General features: G+C 65.7%; 14 protein-coding genes. 7 read left to right on the top strand and 7 right to left on the bottom strand.

Annotated features, from left to right (window positions below):
* Positions 1 to 31: 31 nt before the first annotated feature.
* Together U9J39_RS00770 and U9J39_RS00765 are read right to left on the bottom strand one after the other, a co-directional pair.
* Positions 32 to 1,633 (bottom strand): peptide chain release factor 3, encoded by a 1,602-nt coding sequence (locus U9J39_RS00770; protein ID WP_018005752.1) that lies wholly within the window; start codon positions 1,631 to 1,633, stop codon positions 32 to 34.
* A gap of 219 nt (positions 1,634 to 1,852) precedes the next feature.
* Positions 1,853 to 2,821 (bottom strand): YihY/virulence factor BrkB family protein, encoded by a 969-nt coding sequence (locus U9J39_RS00765; RefSeq protein ID WP_240987751.1) that lies wholly within the window; start codon positions 2,819 to 2,821, stop codon positions 1,853 to 1,855.
* A 204-nt stretch (positions 2,822 to 3,025) separates the two neighbouring features.
* On the opposite strand from U9J39_RS00765, the gene U9J39_RS00760 reads away from it, so the two are divergent.
* From U9J39_RS00760 to U9J39_RS00750, 3 genes are all read left to right on the top strand, one after another.
* The gene (locus U9J39_RS00760) at positions 3,026 to 3,223 is read left to right on the top strand and encodes a hypothetical protein (protein WP_240987750.1); all 198 of its coding nucleotides are present in this window, start codon (positions 3,026 to 3,028) and stop codon (positions 3,221 to 3,223) included.
* A 430-nt stretch (positions 3,224 to 3,653) separates the two neighbouring features.
* Entirely contained in the window at positions 3,654 to 3,875 is a 222-nt protein-coding gene (locus U9J39_RS00755) for a hypothetical protein (protein WP_240991384.1), read from the top strand.
* A 99-nt stretch (positions 3,876 to 3,974) separates the two neighbouring features.
* A complete protein-coding gene (locus tag U9J39_RS00750; protein ID WP_240987748.1) occupies positions 3,975 to 4,391 on the top strand; it encodes a hypothetical protein in 417 nt (138 codons plus the stop codon).
* A 145-nt stretch (positions 4,392 to 4,536) separates the two neighbouring features.
* Here U9J39_RS00750 and U9J39_RS00745 read toward each other — a convergent pair whose 3' ends face one another.
* From U9J39_RS00745 to U9J39_RS00735, 3 genes are all read right to left on the bottom strand, one after another.
* Entirely contained in the window at positions 4,537 to 5,904 is a 1,368-nt protein-coding gene (locus U9J39_RS00745; protein WP_116313731.1) for a sigma-54 dependent transcriptional regulator, read from the bottom strand.
* A gap of 125 nt (positions 5,905 to 6,029) precedes the next feature.
* Positions 6,030 to 6,500 carry a hypothetical protein gene (locus U9J39_RS00740; protein WP_115714172.1) on the bottom strand — a complete coding sequence of 157 codons (471 nt, stop codon included), beginning with the start codon at positions 6,498 to 6,500 and terminating at the stop codon, positions 6,030 to 6,032.
* 668 nt (positions 6,501 to 7,168) lie between these two features.
* Positions 7,169 to 8,533: an NCS2 family permease gene (locus U9J39_RS00735; protein ID WP_115714173.1), complete on the bottom strand. Its 1,365-nt coding sequence runs from the start codon at positions 8,531 to 8,533 to the stop codon at positions 7,169 to 7,171.
* Between the two features lie 425 nt (positions 8,534 to 8,958).
* Here U9J39_RS00735 and U9J39_RS00730 point away from each other — a divergent pair, with 425 nt between their 5' ends.
* Both U9J39_RS00730 and U9J39_RS00725 read left to right on the top strand, forming a co-directional pair.
* A complete protein-coding gene (locus U9J39_RS00730; protein ID WP_010811149.1) occupies positions 8,959 to 9,162 on the top strand; it encodes a cold-shock protein in 204 nt (67 codons plus the stop codon).
* A 1,580-nt stretch (positions 9,163 to 10,742) separates the two neighbouring features.
* A complete protein-coding gene (locus U9J39_RS00725; protein ID WP_012354866.1) occupies positions 10,743 to 11,837 on the top strand; it encodes a replication protein RepA in 1,095 nt (364 codons plus the stop codon).
* 115 nt (positions 11,838 to 11,952) lie between these two features.
* Here U9J39_RS00725 and U9J39_RS00720 read toward each other — a convergent pair whose 3' ends face one another.
* Positions 11,953 to 12,156, bottom strand: coding sequence for a cold-shock protein (locus U9J39_RS00720; RefSeq protein WP_006159056.1), 204 nt, complete (start codon positions 12,154 to 12,156; stop codon positions 11,953 to 11,955).
* Between the two features lie 377 nt (positions 12,157 to 12,533).
* Here U9J39_RS00720 and U9J39_RS00715 point away from each other — a divergent pair, with 377 nt between their 5' ends.
* Together U9J39_RS00715 and U9J39_RS00710 are read left to right on the top strand one after the other, a co-directional pair.
* The gene (locus tag U9J39_RS00715) at positions 12,534 to 13,193 is read left to right on the top strand and encodes an AAA family ATPase (protein WP_012354867.1); all 660 of its coding nucleotides are present in this window, start codon (positions 12,534 to 12,536) and stop codon (positions 13,191 to 13,193) included.
* A gap of 2 nt (positions 13,194 to 13,195) precedes the next feature.
* A complete protein-coding gene (locus tag U9J39_RS00710) occupies positions 13,196 to 14,212 on the top strand; it encodes a ParB/RepB/Spo0J family partition protein (protein WP_326346289.1) in 1,017 nt (338 codons plus the stop codon).
* Between the two features lie 105 nt (positions 14,213 to 14,317).
* Here U9J39_RS00710 and U9J39_RS00705 read toward each other — a convergent pair whose 3' ends face one another.
* Positions 14,318 to 15,985, bottom strand: a complete 1,668-nt coding sequence (locus U9J39_RS00705; RefSeq protein ID WP_326346288.1) for a phage integrase family protein — start codon at positions 15,983 to 15,985, stop codon at positions 14,318 to 14,320.
* Positions 15,986 to 16,147 lie beyond the last annotated feature (162 nt).

Below are 16,147 nucleotides of genomic sequence, written 5' to 3'. Positions count from 1 at the left end.
CGAGCCGTTTTGCTTTGCACGAGGACGATGATCAGACGATCTCGCGCGTCTCCAGGAACTGCAGCTCCGGGAACCGCTCCTGCGTCAGCCGCAGGTTGACCATGCTTGGCGCCAGGTAGACATGGTCGCCGGCACCGTCCAGCGCCACGTTATGCCCGGCCTTGGCGATCAGCTTCTCGATCTCGGCCGGCGTGCCCTTGAGCCAGCGCGCGGTGGCGCATTCATGCGATTCGAAGATGGCATCGACGCCGTATTCATGCTCGAGCCGGTGCGCCACCACGTCGAACTGCAGGATACCCACGGCCCCCAGCACCAGGTCGTTGGACGCCAGCGGGCGGAACATCTGCGTGGCGCCCTCTTCCGCCAGTTGCTGCAACCCCTTCTGCAGCTGCTTGACCTTGAGCGGGTTGTTCAGGCGCGCGCGACGGAAGAATTCCGGCGCGAACGACGGGATGCCGGTGAACTTGAGCGGCTCGCCTTCGGTGAAGACATCGCCCAGGCGGATGGTGCCGTGGTTGGGCACGCCGATGATGTCGCCGGCGTAGGCCTCTTCGGTGGTGTTGCGGTCCTGCGCCATGAAGGTGATGGCGTTGTTGATCGCCACGGTCTTGCCCGCCGAAACGTGCAGCAGCTTCATGCCGCGCTCGAAGCGGCCCGAGCACACTCGCACGAAGGCAATGCGGTCGCGGTGGCGCGGATCCATGTTGGCCTGGATCTTGAACACGAAGCCGGTGAACTTGGGCTCCTGCGGCTCGACCACGCGCGAATCCGTGTTGCGGGCCAGCGGCGGCGGCGACAGTTCGCACAGCGCATCCAGCAGCGACTGCACGCCGAAGTTGTTGATGGCCGAGCCGAAGTACACCGGCGTCTGCTTGCCGTTGAGGAAGGCCTCCTTGTCGAAGGTATGCGAGGCCCCGCGCACCAGCTCGATCTCGATGCGCAGCTCTTCGGCCTGGCTGCCAAGGATGCGGTCCAGCTCGGGATTGTCCAGGCCGTCCAGGATCGCGGCCGTGCCCTTGTCGCCGTGCGGGTCGAACAGCTGCACCTTGTCGTCGATCAGGTGGTACACGCCGCGGAAGGCCTTGCCCATGCCGATCGGCCAGGTCATCGGCGCGCACTGGATCTGCAGCACGTCCTCGATTTCATCGAGCAGTTCGATCGGCGAGCGACCTTCGCGGTCGAGCTTGTTGATGAAGGTCAGGATGGGGGTGTCGCGCAGCCGGCAGACGTTCAGCAGCTTGATGGTCTGCGCTTCCACGCCGTTGACCGAGTCGATCACCATCACCGCCGAGTCCACCGCGGTCAGCGTGCGATACGTGTCTTCGGAGAAGTCCTCGTGGCCCGGGGTGTCGAGCAGGTTGACGATGTTCTCCTGCGCCTTGCCGTCCGCGCTGTCGCGGCGGTAGGGGAACTGCATCACCGACGACGTCACCGAAATGCCGCGCTGCTTTTCCAGCTCCATCCAGTCCGAGGTGGCATGGCGGTCCGCCTTGCGCGCCCGCACTTCGCCCGCGACCTGGATCGCGCCGCCGAACCACAGCAGCTTTTCGGTCAGGGTGGTCTTGCCCGCGTCGGGGTGGGAGATGATGGCGAAGGTGCGACGACGCGCAATTTCAGGAACGAGCGAGCTCACGGCAGCGGAATCAGACTGGGAAATATTGGGATGGCCCGGCGGTGGCCGGAACCAGGACCGGCAGCGCCGCGGGCGGCCGCAGGGCCGGGCCCTGCGGGCACGCGAAGGGAATGGGGCGTTATTTTACCGGTTTGGGCGCCGCTACGGGATTTGCGTTGTCGCCTGCCGGGTCCACACCCCGATCCATGTCTGCTCCATGCCCGCTCCGGCGTGCTGCCGCTACTCGGCCAGCTTGTCCGCCGGCTTGCCGCGCAGGCTGCCGAACTGCAGCGCGTACTGGCGCGTCAGCTCTGCGCCGAAGAAAAAGATCTGTGCTGAGTAATACACCCACAGCATCAGCGCCACCACGGAGCCGGCAGCGCCATAGGACGAGGCCACGGCACTGTTGCCCAGGTACAGCCCGATCAGCCGCTTGCCGATCGAGAATAGCAGCGCGGTGATGACCGCGCCCATGGTGACGTCGCGCCAGGCAATGCGCGCATTGGGCAGCATCTTGAAGATCACCGCGAACAGCGCGGTCACCACCGCGAACGAGAACAGCGACGAGATCGCTTCGGCCACCGGAGCGAACCACGACTGCGTCCACAGCTGGCCCCAGATGCGCTCGACCACCGCCAGCGCCGCATTGACGATCAGCGACACCAGCAGCATGAAGGCCAGCACCAGCACCAGGCTGAACGACAGCAGGCGCGTGCGCAGCAACTGGCGCCAGCCGGCGGTGTCGGGCACCGGCACGTGCCAGATGTCGTCCAGGCTGCTTTTGAGTTCGGCAAAGGCGCTGGTGGCGCCGACGAACAGGATGCCGGTCGCGATCAGCGCGGCCATGCCGCTGCCGCCGGCGCGGTGCGTCGCGGCCAGGATGCCCTCGATGGCGGCGGCGCCCTGTTCGCCGACCAGCCCTTCGAGCTGCGCGAAGATCTCGCCGCGCGCCGCCTCGGCGCCGAAGAACAGGCCGGCGATCGAGATCACCAGCACCAGGATCGGCGCCAGCGAAAACAACATGTAGAAGGACAGCGCCGCGCCCTTGCTGGCGGCGCGGTGCGCGAACCACGAGGTGATCGCGGCGGCCACCACGCGCAGCGTGCGCGCGCCGGTGTGGCGGTCGGGCAGCCAGTGGGGGCGGTGCCGGCGCGGCGGCGGCACGCCGTCGGCGGCAGCCGATGAGGAAGGTTCGGTCTTGTCAGTCACGGCCTGGTGCTGGCGCGATCCGGCGCGGGGACCGCGGATGGATTGCGCCTGCCCGCGCGGCCGGCGCTGCGTTCATCATACTGCGCATCGCGCCGCTTGCCCAAGGCGCGCCTGGCGCGGCGCGCCGCAGGCGACCTGCTACAGTAAGACCAGGCATACCTGCCGGCGCATCCGTTGCCCGCGCGCCGGCGCAAGGAGGCACCCGTGACCTGCAACCTCCGCGCACGCCCGGCGGCCGTGCTGGCAATCATCGCCGTGCTCGGCTGCGCCGGCTGCGAGCGCAGCCAGCCCGGACCCAAGCCCATCTCCGGCACCGCATCGGGCGCCGTGCCCTCGGCAGCGCCTGCCGCGACACCGTCCAGCCCGGCCAATCCCTCTGGCACCTCGGGCCAGCCCCGCTGACTGCACGCTGGCCGCGCCACCGCGCGTACCCGTTTCTGCGTCGCCACGCACGGGCCCCGTCTTGCTGGCGCGATGCACCGCGGTTACTCGCGTGCATGACTGATGTAAGGCCAGTTTCAACCGTGCAACGGGCTGCGAGGCCGTAGCGCCACGCCTCGCGCCCACGGCAAAGCGCCGGCCAGGGCGCGCCAGCGGACACCAGCGCGCCGCCTGCGCCGCCACGGCGCCAGCGCAACGCGTTGCAGTGACGAAACCGATTGGTCCAGCGCCGCCGAGCAGTGACGGCCAGGTACCGCGAAGCGTCTCGCAAAGCCGCGTGGCACAAGCGTTTGCGGCCCTTGGCACACTTGTCGCTCTGGCTTGGCCAGGGCGCACAGCAGGCTGGCGCCAGTTCCGTCAAACCCGTCGTTTGCGCGCTGGAGATCACCACATGCGTAACCCGCCTTCCCGCATGACCGCGCGCCGGCGCGCATACCGCCTGGCCGGCCCGCCGCCGTCAGAGACGGACCTGGTGTCGGCGCCGCTGCTGCCCTATCCGCGCGCGCGGGTGCAACTCGCGCGCAGCGCGCACGGCATGGCATGCATGGCGATCCGCAGACCGGCGCAGGCCAGTCCGTCCTGCCGGCGTCATGCCGGCAAGCGGCGCGCGTGACGGACTGACACAACAAGCGGGGACGCGAGCCAGCGTGACCGCGCCGATTAGTGTTCTGTCCCCCGGCGGACACTTTTTTTCCACAGGGAGAAGCCGACCATGAAAGCTGCAATGCTCGCCACGGCGCTGGCGATCGGCTCGGGCAGCGCGGCGGCGGCCAGCTACGCGTGGTTCGACCGCCCCGACGCGGATGACGCTAACAGCCACGCCGCGGTCAGTCATGACGTCTATGTGCGCGGCTTCGGCTGGGCCTGGGGAGAGCTGCGGCTGGATCCGGACACGACCGGCGGCGAAGCGCTGGCGCCGCCCGCGCGGCACGCACGCGACGGCCAGCGCCGTCGCGACATGGTGCCGTGGCCAGCGCAGGATGCCTGCGAGCCGCCGCGGCGGGCGCGCGGCAAGATCAGCATGAACCTCGCCACCACGCCCGCGCCCGCGCAGGCATACGGCGGCGGGTTCGCGGACGGGTTCGCGGACGGGAAGTGGGCCGCTAGGCCCCCGCGGGTGGTGCGCTGACGTGCCGGCCGGCACGGGGAAAGGCGGAACCGGCGAGCGGACGTCGCCGGTTCCCCTTTCCCGCTGGCGCCTGTCCTGGTCGTGTTACTGGCCGCGGTACCGGCCGTGCCGGCAACCCACACATGACCGGAGCTGTTGACTGCCGCTACTCCCCCGCCGAGGCGTGGCTCTCCACCCGGATGTTGTGCTTGTGCATGAGCCGGTACAGGGTCACGCGCGACACGTTGAGTTCGCGCGCGGCCGGCACCACGTGAAAGCCGTGGCTGGCCATCACGGTGCGGATCGCTTCACGCTCGGCCTCTTCGCGGATCGCATCGAGGGTCTTGCGCGGCAGCTCGGCGCCGTTGTGCAGCTGCAGGTCTTCGGCGGTAATCTTGCGGTTGTCGGTCATCACGATGGCGCGGCGCACACGGTTGATCAGTTCGCGCACATTGCCCGGCCAGGCGTACTGCATCATCGCCTGCGTCGCGCACGCGGAGAACCCGCGGATGCGACGGTGCGCCTCGTGGCCGTGCTCGGCCAGCACCGCATTGGCCAGCAGCAGGATGTCCTCGCCGCGCTCGCGCAGCGCCGGGATCGACAGCGTCAGCACGCACAGCCGGTGGAACAGGTCCGAACGGAAGCGCCCGTCGCCCTGCGCCGCCACCAAGTCCACGTGCGTGGCCGAGATGATGCGCAGGTTGAGCGGGATCGACTGATGGCCGCCCAGCCGGGTGATCGTGCCCTGCTGCAGGAAGCGCAGCAGCGCCACCTGGCTTTCGAGCGGCAGGTCGCCGATTTCGTCGAGAAACAGCGTGCCGCCCTCGGCCTGTTCGATCCAGCCGATCTTGCGCTGGTTGGCCCCGGTAAAGGCGCCCTTTTCATAGCCGAACAGCTCTGACTGCACCAGGTGCGAGGGAATGGCACCGCAGTTGATGGCGATGAACGGGCCCTTGCGCCGGCTCGAGGCATCGTGGATCGCCTGCGCGGCCAGTTCCTTGCCGGTACCGGACTCGCCCGAGATAAACACCGGCGCTTCATTGTGCGCCACCTTGGCGAGCGAGCGGAACATCGCCCGCATCGCCGCGCATTCGCCAATCATGGTGCCGCGCGACGCGCTTTCCTGCGGGCGCGTGCCGTGCAGCGACGCCATGCCGCGCGCATGCCGCAGCGTGTACAGCAACTCCGGCATCGAGAACGGCAGGCGCACGTAGTCGACGCAATAGTCGCGGATCATCCGCCGTACGCGCTCGTTGGCCAGCATCGCATCGGAGGTGATCGCCACCCACGTGACATGCAGGTACTGCAGCGCCTGTTCCAGCTGCGTGAACTCGGCCTCGCTGTAGTCGGACTGCAGGTCGATCACGCCGGCCGTGGGCGGACAGGCGCGCACCGTGCGCTCGGCATCGCGGACCTGCGCGACACGGCGGATTTCCCATTCCGTGCCGATCACGGACGGGTCGAAACCAAAATCTTCATGACGCGACACGACCACGAGCTGTGCAGTGCGTGACGCCTTGCACAGTCGGTCCATCACGATCTCCCGGACGTTAGGCTTGTTCTTGGTGCCGGCACCCGTGGCCGCCGCAGCGGCGCGCGTCCGTGGCGGACGGTGGGGCTGAACTGGCTGCGGGCATGCGCCCGCGGTCGACGTCGGTGTCACGAGCTGGACAGACTGCGGGTGGATTCATCAGGCGCGGCAAGGTAATCCGCGCCCGGCTGGAGCTGCTCGCGGATGCGCCGCCGCACAGCCTCCTTCTCGCGCATCAACTCCACGCGAGGCGCCTGCGGCGACTGGCCGGAGTATTGGTAGTAGAGCGTCTTGTAGGTCAGCTGGCTCAGGATCCATTCCTGCAGCAGCGTGCGCTGACGCGCCAGTTCCCCCTCGAGCAGCCGATGGCGGCGCAGCAGGTTGGACACCGCCGCACGGGCGCTGTCGCTGAGTTCGCTGTCTTCGGCAAGCAGGGCGACAACATTGGCGGTGGCCGCGTCGCTCACGGCCCGTTTGGCGGGCACTTCACCTGCGGCTTCCCCCACGGCAGCCCAGGCTGGATGCATAGATCGGATGGATCGGTTACTGGACTCCCTGACAGGCCCGATGACGGGTCGCCGGATCTCTCCTGCGGTCATGATTATCCCCGTTGAACAACATCCCCCGGCACTGCACGTCTACGTTTACCACTTTTCAGTCTTGGAATTTTCTTGTCTGCGTGGCGCGCATGTTGTCCGCACGCTCCCGGATTGTGGGCGGCGCCGTCATTGATATTGACGGTCTCTGTCCCGAAAAGCACTGCCGCCCTGGCGCATTGCGCCGACGCGCTTTCGGTCTGGCTCCGGCACCCTGCCGCATACACCGGAGTCAAGAAGGGGCGCTTGCCGCGCCCCTCTTTGCCACGCCTATAGTTCAGTGCATTTGCGGCGGTTTGTCCAGCCCTGTGTGGGTGACTTACAGCCAATCTCATCCATTGGTATGAGCCCTCGCGCACACACGCGAGAGCGCTGGCAGCGGCACGCAGCAACGCGCGTGCGCGTGATGCGACGCGGACATACTACGCAGAAACGGGTACGCTCCGACACCCCACCGCGGCAGGGACATGACCATGTCGGAGCCCAGAATCGCTGTCTCGGCCTGCACGCAGAATCGGGTACGCTGCGCCGGCCTCGCGGCATCGGCCGCGCGCAGAAACGGGTACGCCGCAGCTGCGTGCAAACTGCGCTGCGTGTCATCACGGCGATAAAAAAGGCGGCCCTGGGGCCGCCCTGCGCACGAGACTGGTCGTTGATCCGGCGCGTGCCGGTCAGTGCCCCGGAAGGTAATAGAACTTGAAGACGAACACGGCGGCAATGATCCACACCATCACCGGCACGCTGCGCGCGCGTCCCGTCAGCAGCTTGAGCGCCGCATAGCTGATAAAGCCGAACGCCACGCCGTTGGCGACGGAATAGGTGAAGGGCATGCCCAGCGCCGTCATCACCGCGGGCACCACCTCGGTGACGTCGTTCCAGTCGATCTCCAGCAGTTCGCGCAACATCAGGCACGACACATACAGCAGCGCCGGCGCGGTGGCATAGGCCGGCACCGTTCCCGCCAGCGGCGCGATGAACAGTGCCGCGAGAAACAGCACGGCCACCGTCACCGCGGTCAGGCCGGTACGTCCGCCCGCCTGCACGCCCGAGGCGCTTTCGATATACGCGGTGGTGGACGAGGTGCCGAGGAACGAGCCCGCCATGATGGCGGTGCTGTCGGCCATCAGCGCCTTGTTGAGCCGGTCCATCTTGCCGGCCTTGAGGAGTCCCGCGCGGTTGGCCACGCCCATCAGCGTGCCGGTCGCATCGAACAGCTCGACCAGGAAGAACACCAGCACCACGTTGATGATGCCGATCGACAAGGCCGCGGTGATATCGAGCTTGAACAGCGTCGGGCTCAGCGACGGCGGCGCGGAAAAAACACCGTGGAAGGTGTTGCCGGCGAAGGCGAAGCTCAGCAGCGTGGTGAGCAGGATGCCGATCAGGATGGCCCCCTTCACGCGCAGGTGGTCCAGCGCCACGATCACGAAGAAGCCGACGATCGCCAGCACCGCCGAAGGCTGGTGCAGGTCACCGATGGTTACCAGCGTGGCCGGGCTCGCGGTGACGATGCCGGCGTTCTTCAGCGCAACGATGGCCAGGAACAGGCCGATGCCCGCGGTGATCGCCACACGGATCGAATGCGGAATGCCATTGACGATCATCTCGCGCACGCGGAACAGCGTCACCAGCAGGAACAGGCAGCCCGAGATAAAGACCGCGCCCAGTGCCGCTTCCCACGGGAAGCCCATGCCCTTGACCACGGTGTACGCAAAATACGCGTTCAGGCCCATGCCGGGCGCCATCGCGATCGGATAGTTGGCGTAGAAGCCCATGATCAGCGTGCCGATCGCCGCGGCCACGCAGGTGGCAACGAACACCGCGTCCTTGGGCATGCCCGCATCGCCGAGGATGGAGGGATTGACGAAGATGATGTACGCCATCGTCAGGAACGTGGTGATGCCGGCCAGGATCTCGGTACGGACATCGGTATGGTGCTCGCGCAGCCTGAATACCCGCTCGAGCAGCGACGGTGCGGCGTGGGGCGCTGCGGGGGTGGACGTGCCCGGCTTGGAAGCGGGATCCGGCATCGACATGAATGGTCTCCTGGTGTCTTATCGTGTCCGCGGCAACTGGACCCCGCGGGTCAGTCCCGGCGCCGGTCGGGGCTGGGCTGGGGCAGCGCTGCCCCGAGCGGCAAGCGTACTCTGTACCGCCCGGCCCGGCGCCGTCACGGCGGGCACGAATAAGCAACATGCAAAAGGCGTGATGATCCCACGACGCGCACGCGGCGGGCCAGTTCGGCACGCGCGCGCCGGCAGGGGCATGGGGCCGCCCCCATCTTGACGCTGACCGCAATCCCCCGTATAAACGCGCCTAGATTCAAGCGACGAGGCAACAGTTCATTCGTTAGCCACCGTCTGGTACTTCGGTTGTCCATGGTGTCCTTTCCTTGAGTTCCCCGTGTCGGATGACGTGTTCGTCATGCGATCTTTTTTGTCCTTTTTCTGGAAAGCAAATCATGCAAACCGGTATCGTCAAGTGGTTCAACGACGCCAAGGGCTTCGGCTTCATCAAGCCGGACGCAGGTGGTGACGACCTCTTCGCTCACTTCTCGGAAATCCGTGCCGACGGCTTCAAGTCGCTGCAGGAAAACCAGCGCGTGCAGTTCGAAGTCAAGAATGGCCCGAAGGGCCTGCAGGCCGCGAACATCACCCCGCTGTAAGCCTTGACGCCACGGCGCACCTGGTGTGCGCCACACAGCGTAAGAACCCCGCCCCTGGCGGGGTTTTTTGTTTTCTGTCGCATCACGGGCCGACCTCGGTTCCCCTTCCCCTTCCCCATCCCCTTCACCCACCGCTTTCTCGTCCTTTCACGCGTCTCGCACTGATGGGTACGCAGCGCTTCGCCGCGTATCCCCTTTCGCAGAAACGGGTACGCAATATTGCAGCGCAGGGCGACAGGCCCTTGGCCAGCGCACGCAGAAACGGGTACGGGCTATCCCCCTGAGCCTCACCTCTTCCGCCGAATAATCACGCAGAAACGGGTACGCATTCGCCGGCTGGCCCACCCTGGGCGTCCCTGGAGTACGCAGAAACGGGTACGCGGTGAAAATTTTTTGTGCCCCCGTCTGCGCTTCCCAACGCCGTCCAACCCCTGACCTATCCACATCCCAGGCTCCGGCGAGCCGCCGCAGAAACGGGTACGCGCCGTGTTGCAGCGCAGAACCGGGCCTTTGGTGCCTCCCGCTGACGGCAGCTCGCAGAAACGGGTACGGATTTGAGCCGATGGGCTGGCAGACGCCTTCGCAGAATCAGGTACGCATCGACGCAGCGTTTTCGTGGGGCAAGTCGCGGAGGGCAGGACGCCCTTCACCAGAGCCGCAGAATTGGGTACGCCGCTGCCAAGCCCCTCGCATCACGTATACGTTGGGTGTGAGTACTAGCTTTTGTTGTAGCGCTCATGTATAATGGAAACTTGGTGGAAGATCCGCCCGAATCCGGGGCAGAGTTGACGCAGAATCGGGTACGCCCTGCCGGGTCGCTTCAACATCCGGGCACGCAGAAACAGGTACGCTGGCGATGAGTACCGGGCGCGAAGCTCCGGTCGCAGAAATGGGTACGCCGCAGAAACAGGTACGCGAGCGAATCCAGATGCTGGCGATCTGAGGTCGGCGCAGAAACGGGTACGTTTTGGCAGGGGTTTTCGCAGAAATGGGTACGCGGGCGCGGTTCGAGGTGCCGGTTGTGCACCGGGGCGCGAACCTGTTTCTGCGGGGACAACCGCCTGGCGGCGCAGTTATCCACCGTTTTCGGGCGGGAACCGGCGCTGCAGCGTGCCTGCGGACCGGGGATATCGCAGAATCGGGTACGCTTTGGAGCGTCTTGCCTGTGGAGAAGCCTGTGGGCGACGGCGGTTATCCCCGCAGAATCCGGTTCGCGCCAGCCGCAGATTCGGGTTCGGGTGGCCGCAGATACGGGTTCGGCCCTTCGCTGAATCGGGTACGGATCGCCGCAGAATCGGGTTCGCGGGGCGGTGATTTCCCCTTACGAATCAATGGCCTTGGCTTCACGTATACGGTTTACAAGTAGTTAACCCGTATCGGTATCGTTTACTGGTAGCTGATGGCTGGCGAACCGTGGACAACCCTGCCGGGTTGCCCACCGTCCGCCACCATGCGACCAGCCATTAGATCCTCCCAGCTGGCAAGAACCCCGCTGGCAATGCGGTCGCTTGTGTACCTGTTTCTGCGTGACAAGCTTTGCGGCTTCGAGTACAAAGGCGGGTAATCCGAAGCAAGCCACTATGCCCATCAAACGCTCCCCGGCCGCCACGGGGGATCGAAGCGTCCTCGACCTGGACGCCGAACCCTCCCGCATCATTGTTCCCGGCAACGAGAACAACCTGGTTCCGTCCGAGAAATTCCAGCGCCTGTTCGACGAAGCGCAGGCCATGGAGCGCGAAGACGCCTGGCAAAGTGGCGAGGTCGGCTTCCTCAGCCGGGCCAGCGTCCAGGTCACGCTGCCATATCGCGCGCCCAAGGGCGCGCCACCGGTCTGGACCCGCACCAGCGGCAATATCTCGCTGATGATCCAGCCGGGCTATTTCACGCAGCAACGCTCAGAGCGCGCCGCCAACGGCCGCCAGAAGCTGGTGTCGGAGACGGTGTCGCTGGGATACCCGTATGGCTCCTATCCACGCCTGATGCTGGCCTGGATCGGCAAGGAGATCATGGCGAAGAAAAAGCGCGGCGAATTCACCGGCACGGTGGAAGACCGGCGCATCTCGCTTGGCAATTCGCTGTCGGAGTTCATGTACAACCTCGGCATCCCGATGGCCACCGGAGGCAAGCGCGGCACCATGACGCTGGTACGCCAGCAGATGATCCGCCTGTTCTCGGCGACCATTGCCATCGTGCAGAACAAGTCCACGCCGAGCCAGAACCAGAATCCCAACCACGAGCCGCTCTCGATCGATCGCGTGGGCTACCTGCTGGCCGACCAGCTGTCGACCTGGTGGGATCCGATGCAGCCCGGACAAGGGTCGATGTTTGAGAGCTTCGTGGTGCTGTCCGAGCCGTTCTTCAACGAGCTGGTCAACCGGCCGGTGCCGGTGGACATGCGCGCGCTGAAGGCCCTCAAGCAGTCGCCCTTCGCGCTCGACGTTTATTCGTGGCTGACTTATCGGTTCTTTACGATTCAGCGCCGCACCGAGATCCCGTGGGAAGCCCTGCAGATGCAGTTCGGCACGGAAACCGAAAGCGAACGCAAGTTCCGGGCGCTGTTCCGCAAGGCGCTCAAAGACGTGCTGGTGGTCTACCCCGGCGCCAAGGTGGACGCCGATTCGTCCAAGGCGCTGATCCTGCAGCCGTCGCGCACGAGCGTGCGCAAGCTAGGCTGATTCGCACACGGGCGGACCGGCCCGGACGCAAAAAAGGCAAGCGTGAAACGCTTGCCCTTTTTTGTTACCCGTCGCGAACGCGTCGCGAGCGGGCGAGGGGTCAGCCGAGGCTGGATCAGGCCGGCTTGATGGCCGAAGCCTGCAGGCCCTTCGGGCCTTGCTTGACTTCAAACGTCACGCGCTGCCCGTCCTTCAGGGTCTTGAAGCCCGAGCCCTGGATTTCCGAGAAGTGCGCGAACAGATCTGCACCACCGTCGTCCGGGGTAATGAAGCCAAAGCCCTTGGTCTCGTTGAACCACTTGACCGTACCGGTTGCCATAGGAATTTCCTTTTCGAAGCAAGTTCTTGTACACAACGCAAACAACCGTTCAAGCACGTTGAGTTCTCGTAGATACCGAACGGAAGCCGACGAGGTGACACGACTTGACTCGACTGTAGCGCGCATCATAACCACTTTGGATTACGGTGTCATGTGCGGCGTAATGCGCACTACAGATACTTTAGGCACATTCCGGTCCGATTTTCAAGCAATTTTACCGACTTGCGTGATTTCCCCCGTCTTAAGGACAATTCCGCGCCCACAGTCATGAAACACATTTTTTGTTAAATTGGAAAACGGTTGATGCGTCACCTGGTTTTGGCTAAAGTTGCGCCTTAAGAAATAACCGCGCTTTCAGCGCTGAAAGAGAGGTCGCAGTGCCAGCCAAAATCATTACGGTCTTCAACCAGAAAGGCGGTTGCGGCAAGACGACGGTCAGCATGCATCTTGCCGGCACGCTGGGTCTGCGCGGTGCGCGTTCGATGCTGGTCGACATGGACGAGCAAGGCACCGCAACCCGATGGGCGGCCCAGGCCAGCGACGAGCGGCCGTTCCCGGCCTCGGTCATCGGGCTGGCGCCTTCCGGCGGCGCCATGCACCGCGAGGTTCGCAAATTCGTCCAGGATTATGACTACATCGTTGTGGATTGCCCCCCGGCAGTCCATTCGGCGGCACCATCCAGCGCGTTGCTGATTTCCGACCTCGCCATCATTCCGGTCGTACCGTCCCCGCCCGACCTATGGGCGGCGGTGGCCGCCAAGACGCTGGCCCAGCACGCGCAGGTACAGAACGAATCGCTGCTGATCCGCGTCATGGCCAATATGGTCCAGCGCCGGGTGTCGATTGCACGCCAGGCGATCGAAATTCTTGGCGATGATGGCGACGTCCCGCTGTTGAATTCGATGATCGGCTCGCGTTCGGCGTTTCGCGAATGCCAGGCGATCGGCTGCACCGTCCATGGCGTGGCTGGTGCGCGCGAGGCGGTGCAGGAGGTCGACATGATGGTCGATGAAGTGTTGTCTTTGATTGAGCAATAGGCATGGCTACCAAACTAAAAAGCCTGAAGGCCGGCATGCTTGCCGGCATGGCGGCCGAGAAGAGCCGGAACGATACGATGGATCGCTTCGCGCGGGCGGAAGCGGCCATTTCCCAGCATCCCAACGGCCTGCTGCAGGGCAGGGGGGCTGCCGAAACGTCGCCCGGTTTCAGCGCTGAAAGTCTCGACGACGTCGCCGCGGGTCGGCAGCTGATCCGGATTCCGCTGGCGCAACTGCATGACAACCCGCTGAATGCGCGCCGCATCTACGATCCCGCCGTTGTGCAGGAGCGGGCCGCGTCCATCGCCACGCATGGCCAGAAGACGCCGGGCCTGGCGGCGCCGGATCCGGCGCGCCCGGGCCACTACATCCTGATCGACGGTCATTACCGCAAGCGAGCCCTGGCATCCGCCGGCAAGCTCGAAATGGAATGTTTTGTCGAGAACGACCTGAGTGACCTGGATTTCTACCGCCTGTCGTTCATGCTGAACGAGCAGCGCTCGGACCAGTCCGCACTCGACAATGCCATTGCCTGGCGCCAGCTGCTCGATGAAGGCAAAGTCCAGAAGGAAGAGGAGATCTGCGAGCTGACCGGCATTTCCGCCGGCACCGTGAACAAGACCCTCGCGTTGCTGCGACTGCCGGAGTCGGTGCTGGGCGTGATGCGTGAATGCCCGAGCGCGATCGGCATTGCCGCGGGCTACGAGCTGACGCTGTACTTCAAGCTGGCGGGCGAAGAGCGGACCCGCGAACTGGCGGGGCGCATCATCCACGACGGGCTGTCCAGTCGCGAGGTCGAGGCGATCCGCAAGCAGGCGCAGGAAGGCAAGGCGCGCAAGGTCAAGGAGATCAGCCGCCAGTACAAGATCCGCACTGACAGTGGCCAGCTGCTCGGCACGATCAAGGAATGGGATTCCGGACGCGTGATGCTGGACGTGCAACTGACCGACCGCAGTGCGCGCGAGGCGCTGGTTGAAGCCCTGAAGTCTCGCTTCGGACTCGACAAGACCTGGCTCTGACACTCTGAAACGGGTGGCCGCCAGTTCGCCGCCGCGGAGACGCGGGCGCCGACATGCCAGGCGGACAATATGCGGGGGCAGTGGCGACACTGCCCCCGATTGTTTTCAGGCCATCAGATCCCGCGGCGAACGTGCCGCGAATGCCGGATCACAGCGCTTGCGATAGCGCTCCAGCATGGCCGACAGCAAGGCATGCAGGCCGCGCACCGAATACCCGCCCAGCGGTTGTGCCGTGCGCTTGCGGCGGGCTCGCCCGGTGGGCGGTGCCGTCGCCGGGCCGATCAGGCATGCGTCTGCCATGCCTGGTCCCTCCCATTGCAGATTGCGGTCCTGCCAGTGGCGCGCCAGCGCCGTCCGTGTCGCGGGCGCAAGGCCGCTGCCCCGGTAGGGCGCGTGCGCGTGATTGCCGAGGGTTGATGATTCGATGGCCATGCCGTCTGCGGGTCCCGCTAAGGACAGCGACTGCAGCGTCGCCGATGACAACTGATCCAGGCTGAGCCCTTGCTCGCGCAACAGCAGGATGGCGGCGCGCGCGGCGCGGTAGCGCTGGCCATCGCTGGCCTCGGCTTGCGATGTCAGCCATGACAGGAAGGCGGCGACGCTGTCTTCCGGCAGCGGAGCGCGGACGGACGGCGTAGCCGCCTCTGCGTCCGGGGCCGTCGCCATTTCGGCCCCGATCTGTGCCGGCCAGCGCGCCGCGCAAGGGTAGCCGTTATCGTGCATCCACCGGAACAACGCGGCCAGCACGCGCAGACTGTGGCGCTGGCTGGCCGCGCGCAGCGGGCCCGTCAGCGGCCGCCAAGCGGCCTGGTTTCGAGGCGCGCGCGGCCCGCACCAGCGGCTTGCGGGTTCGGGGCTGGCCAGGAACCCCAGGTAGGCCTGGCGGTCATCCAGGTCCAGTTGCGACAGCCCCTTGCCGCGCTCCAGCGCCGCCCACAGCAACAGCCGCTCCGCCTCCTTGCGATACGCGGCAAAGGTGCTGCCCTGGCCGTCGGTGGTATCGCGCAGCCAGGCCTTGACCACCGTTACGCCGTGGCTGTACGGACAGGCATCATCGGGGCCGGCAGCCGCCGGCGCCTCGCTCAGCCACTCGAGCGGCAACGGCTGGCGCAGCGCCGGACTCAGCGCCGCCGCTTGCAGCGGCGCCCGGTTGCCGACGTGTGCGCGCAGCAGCGGCGCGCCATCCGCACCCTTGAAAACCGTGCGCTGCTCGCCCAGCCAGCGGTTGATGGTGGTGCCGGCGAGCGCGCCAATGCGCGGCACGCCTCGCCACCAGGCGGTACCGCGCTGATTGGCCAGATCCAAAAGAGATTTAAGCGTCACAATATTGGCGTTGCGCAGACGCCGCGCCAGTGCCGGAGCAAACCACAGTTCCACACTGTGCTGGGCCTGCGGAGCCGCCGTGCCCAGTCTTTCCAGTTCGCCGAGCGCCTCCACCCGACGATCCATGCCGCGGTTCGAGCGCCCGGGGCCGGCCAGCAGCAATTCGGCCAGATCCGCGCGCCCGTGCAAATGGGCCAGCTGGACCATGCGATCGCGCAAGGCCAGCAGGATGCGCAGTGCCGACTCGGCGCCGGCGTCATCGTCATCCGTGTCGTCGGCGAGATAGCGGGGCACCACCATCGCGGCCGGCATGCCCTGGACATAGGCACGCACGGCGGCGAATTCGCTTCGGGTCAGGCTGACAGGGGGGGCGGCAGGAATCATCGACAGCTTGCGCAGTATCGCTAACTTATTGATTTTATAAGGCACCTGGGCGGAGGCAGAAATCATCCGACCCGAAATGCATAGCAAAATGCAATGCCGATAATTCTATGCGCGATGACGCAGGCTGCACAGGCCCGGCAGCACGATTTCATCCATATGCTGCAATCAGCCGGCATCAGACCGGCGGGCGTGGCGCAAAGCGCCGGTTGGGGATTACCCGCTGCAGCG

Source organism: Cupriavidus sp. SS-3, assembly GCF_035818815.1.
Lineage (GTDB): Bacteria > Pseudomonadota > Gammaproteobacteria > Burkholderiales > Burkholderiaceae > Cupriavidus > Cupriavidus taiwanensis_C.
This window is presented reverse-complemented; position numbering and strand designations above follow the sequence as displayed.